Source organism: Formosa undariae, assembly GCF_042427615.1.
GTDB classification, from domain to species: Bacteria; Bacteroidota; Bacteroidia; order Flavobacteriales; family Flavobacteriaceae; genus Formosa; species Formosa undariae.
The window spans coordinates 1-4,255 of sequence record NZ_JBHMEZ010000026.1; the positions used below are offsets into that span (position 1 = coordinate 1).

The 4,255-nt window shown below is 31.5% G+C and carries 4 protein-coding genes; all 4 read right to left on the reverse strand.

Annotated features, from left to right (window positions below; all coding sequences use genetic code 11):
* Positions 1–248: 248 nt before the first annotated feature.
* Positions 249–830 (reverse strand): DUF4240 domain-containing protein, encoded by a 582-nt coding sequence (locus ACFFVB_RS16180; protein ID WP_382384267.1) that lies wholly within the window; start codon positions 828–830, stop codon positions 249–251.
* Between the two features lie 1,012 nt (positions 831–1,842).
* Positions 1,843–2,307 carry a GRAM domain-containing protein gene (locus ACFFVB_RS16185; protein ID WP_382384268.1) on the reverse strand — a complete coding sequence of 155 codons (465 nt, stop codon included), beginning with the start codon at positions 2,305–2,307 and terminating at the stop codon, positions 1,843–1,845.
* Positions 2,308–2,507: 200 nt separating this feature from the next.
* Complete coding sequence (locus ACFFVB_RS16190) at positions 2,508–3,068, reverse strand: hypothetical protein (protein WP_382384269.1); 561 nt, start codon at positions 3,066–3,068, stop codon at positions 2,508–2,510.
* 144 nt (positions 3,069–3,212) lie between these two features.
* On the reverse strand, positions 3,213–4,031 hold the full coding sequence (locus tag ACFFVB_RS16195) for a hypothetical protein (RefSeq protein WP_382384270.1): 819 nt from the start codon (positions 4,029–4,031) through the stop codon (positions 3,213–3,215).
* Between the last annotated feature and the right edge of the window lie 224 nt (positions 4,032–4,255).

The following is a 4,255-nucleotide window of genomic DNA, read 5'->3' on the forward strand; positions in this document are numbered from 1 at the left end:
ATAATTGTAATTCCAACTATTGAAAATCCAGAACATAAAATTCCAGCAATTAAATCACTTGTTTTTCTATTCAATTCGATATTTTTCTCGGTTTCACTCAAATGTTGGGTAACGTTTTTGTATATGGTTTGTTGCGTGTTTCAAGCAACTAATTTAGTAAATAATTACCGACCAAGAAAGTCCGCGAGGACTTTCGTAAATAGGCAATAAGCCAGCAATAAATTATATACGGTGTTAGCCACAGTTTTTTATTCCATTCCAAATTTCGCCCATAATTTCGGGAATTTATTTTTTAAATCGTCTCCTTCTTCATTCCATTCTTCTCCAGATATTTCTAAACTCTCTTGAATTCCATTCGGCATTTCATTTCCTGTCTTTTTTTCATAAGCGTCAGTTGGAATATAACTCAAACCTTCCCAATCTCCGTCATTTGTTTTGTTAAGTTCAGCAAGTGTTTCAATATCTTGTATTGCACTTTCAAATATTGCTTTTCCTTGTCCAATAAGCCAACCTCTAAAATCAGAAAAGCAGTCATCTGAACAACCTCCATTAATTATATAAGCACCAGCCCAAAAATTCCAATTATAAACTTCGCCTCTTAATTTTCTGAATTTGTTGTCAAACTCTAAAATTTCTATTGCAGTTAATTTAAGTAGTTCTTTTTCGAGTTCTGTTTGTTGCTTTTCGTAATCTCCAGAGCTATTTGCTTTTGAGGTTGCTATAATTTTCCAAAATTGGTCAGCATTCATTAATTTTTCAGAATTCTGTACTGGTTCTTTTGGCTCATTTCTTTGTTCCTTTTTCCCAAATAGTTTATCGAATATTCCCATATTTTCTTTTTTATTACTTGAAGAACAACTTAAATTTGATATTAAAAATAACAATATTAGTAGTTTTCTCATTTTGTGTTTAATTGTGGCTAACGTTTCATGTATGGAAAGTGCGTGTTTGCATGTGAGGATTTTCCGAAGGAAAATCAGAAGTAAGCAAACAAAGCACAGACCTTTAGATTAGGTACTAAAATAAGCATTTTTTATACATATTGTTAGCGGCCGTTTTATATTTAAAGATTTCTATTACGCAACAATATGCCGTAACAAAAGTCAGTCCGCCGTAAGAGTTTCGAAATGCTTGGTAATCCGCTGGGAAATATTGGGTAGGAGTGAGGTCAGTCATACGCAACAGTTGCGCATCGTTTGGATCCGATATTTATTTTAGATTTTAACCGTGAAAAACTGATTGATTTTAAGGTTTTAAACCACTTTTGAGTTGATTTAATTGCTTTATCTGAGCAGAGTGAGCAATGGCCGCTAACGTTTCGTGTATGGAAAGTGCGTGTTTGCACGTGAGGATTTTCCGAAGGAAAATCAGAAGTAAGCAAACAAAGTACAGACCTTTAGATTAGGTACTAAAATAAGCATTTTTTATACATATTGTTAGCGGCCGTTTTATATTTAAAGATTTCTATTATGCAACAATATGCCGTAACAAAAGTCAGTCCGCCGTAAGAGTTTCGAAATGCTTAGTAATCCGCTGGGAAATATTGAGTGTGAGTAAGGTCAGTCATACGCAACAGTTGCGCATCGTTTGGATCCGATATTTATTTTAGATTTTAACCGTAAAAAACTGATTGATTTTAAGGTTTTAAACCACTTTTGAGTTGATTTAATTGTTTGTTTTGAGCAGAGTGAGCAATGGCCGCTAACGTGTTTGAATATGCTTTGTTGCGTGTTTAAGCACCTAATTTAGTAAATAAATACCGAATAGAAAATCCGCGAGAATTTTCGTAAGTAGGCGAAAACCAAGCAATAAAGTATATGCAGTGTTGTAAATAGTGCTTTCCTATCCGCTTATTTCTTTTTTGATTAAATTCAGCCATTTTTCTTTTTGAGGAACAATAAATTTTTCCACAATATTTGTTTCACTTTCAATTTGGATTCCGTTTTCTATTATTCCGAGAGTTTTATAATAACTCACAATTTTTATTTCGGTCAAATTCACTAAAAATTCATGCTTTTGAGTAAAATTAATCAAGTTAGTTTGAAATATTAGTTCATTGTTGGTCAGATATAAATTTCCGCCGACTGATATTCCATTGTATATATGATTAGCTCGACTTGAGTATTTAATATTTGTTTTGTTAATTTCTTTAAATGATATTTCGTCTTTAATTCCCCAAAATACTTTGAAATATGCAATTGGGCTGAAAACCAAAACGCAGAATACACTTAAAAATGTGGCAATTTCAGTCTTCGCAGTTTGCATACAATAAATCCAAACTATTAGTCCGAAAATTAATCCAGACATTATTGAGTATTTTATTCTTTTCAATATATTTTTTTCGCTTGCACGATTTTTTTTCGCATTATTTACAACGGTCTTGTGTAAGGAACGTTGCGGTTTTGTATGCGAGGATTTTCCGAAGGAAAATCAGAAGCTAGCAAAAAAGCAACAACCTTTGGTTTGGTCTAAAATAAGCAATGTTTTTTACACGTTGTTACCCACAGTTATTTTTCCATTATACTATTCTTAAGTCGCTGAAATGATTTCCACTTGTTTGAAGGGTAATCTTTTATTATCAAACTAGAGTCTTTTGAAATCACACTATTTACAATCCCACTGTGAGATATATTTGTTTCTGATTTAATTTTAGTTTTAGTCAATTCTAGAATAGCATTTTCAATCAGTAAAATTTGGTCAAAGCTCAATTCGATACTATCAATATTGCGTTCCAACTTTTTATATTCATACCATTTTTTTTGTTTTTCATTTTCTTTTGGTGGAATTGGTGGTTCATAAGAACCTAAATATCTAGAATAATTCGCAAAAACCTTTTCTCCATCAGAGTAAATTAATATTATATCAGAGTCACCTCCCCATTCACCATATTTATCGTCAGTTTGAGCAAGTTCGATTTGGTTCCATCTATCAATATATTCTAACTCTATTTGGTTTTCATTTTGAGCCTTTTCTAAATCCCTTTGGGTTTCCGATGTCGGTTCATCTTTTTTATTAGCACAATTTGCGAATAGAACTCCGATTATAAATATCAGCAGGATTTTTCTCATAATTGTGGGTAACGTATTTGTATATGGTTTGTTGCGTGGTTTAGCAAGTAATTTAGTAAATAAAAACCGAATAGAAAATCCGCGAGGATTTTCGCAAGTAGGCGAGAACTAGCAATAAATTATATACGGTGTTGGCAACAGTTTTTATTTTTCGTAAAACTCTTTTAAGATAATATTTTTGCCTTCTTTTAATTTTCTCAATTCACTTAAAATATAATATCTATGCATAAATCCGCAAAGCACAACAATTTTTTTACCTTGATTCTTTTCAGAAATTTGCATTATGTTTTTGGCCATTGTTTGATTTCTTAAATCCCAAAAATCATCAGCTAACTGATACCCATCTCGGTAACTAATTTTTTCTCCGTTTGGTTTGGTATGAAAACGAGTTGCAAATTCTTCTCTTTTATTCGTTATTTTTTTTAGCATTTTATATTGATAATATTGTCTTTCGGCACAAATACTGTCAGTTGATGCGTTATTGAATTTTTCGGGTGATTTAGATGCTAATATTATTAATGGATCTAAGAGCGCTTTGTATTTATTATGAATTTTAGCTTCTGTATCAGATAATAAACCAATATTGTTTAAACTATCTATGAGTTTTGTTGTTAGTCCATCTGTAGGTCGTGAGCCAATATTTATCCTATATTCATTTCTACCTTCAAATTCATATGGTCTCAATTTAGTTGTCGGGTATTTTTCAATATATTTTTCCGATGCCATTCGCTCATTACTATTTGAAACATTTTTGTGTCTAAAATTAGAAGTGAAGAAAGAAGAGTCTAGTTCTTCTAATATAAAATCGGGTTGTACATCTTCTAATATATTGAAGAGAATCTCAGAGTTAAAATTAGCTTCTGGTTTATGAAGTGTTCCAATAACTATTATCTCAGTTGACTTTTCAGTTTTACAGGATAAAAGTGTTATTAAAATCAGTAATATTATTATTGGTTTATTCATTTTTTAATTGTTGCCAACGTTTATGTATAAGAATAGTTGCGGGTTTGTATGCGAGGATTTTCCGAAGGAAAATCAGACGTTACAAACACGCAACGACCTTTGATTAAGCACTAAACCGTAATTATTTTTATACGGCTTAAGTTAGCATTTTAATAAAAAGCACTAAATTAAGACCTATAAAAAGAAAGCACAAAAGAGAGGAATAAGGTTAATTTATACGCAGA

Coding starts and splice junctions, on each gene's coding strand:
- ACFFVB_RS16180 (WP_382384267.1), bottom strand. CDS start 830: ATGGGAATATTCGATAAACTATTTGGGAAAAAGGAACAAAGAAATGAG.
- ACFFVB_RS16185 (WP_382384268.1), bottom strand. CDS start 2,307: ATGTCTGGATTAATTTTCGGACTAATAGTTTGGATTTATTGTATGCAA.
- ACFFVB_RS16190 (WP_382384269.1), bottom strand. CDS start 3,068: ATGAGAAAAATCCTGCTGATATTTATAATCGGAGTTCTATTCGCAAAT.
- ACFFVB_RS16195 (WP_382384270.1), bottom strand. CDS start 4,031: ATGAATAAACCAATAATAATATTACTGATTTTAATAACACTTTTATCC.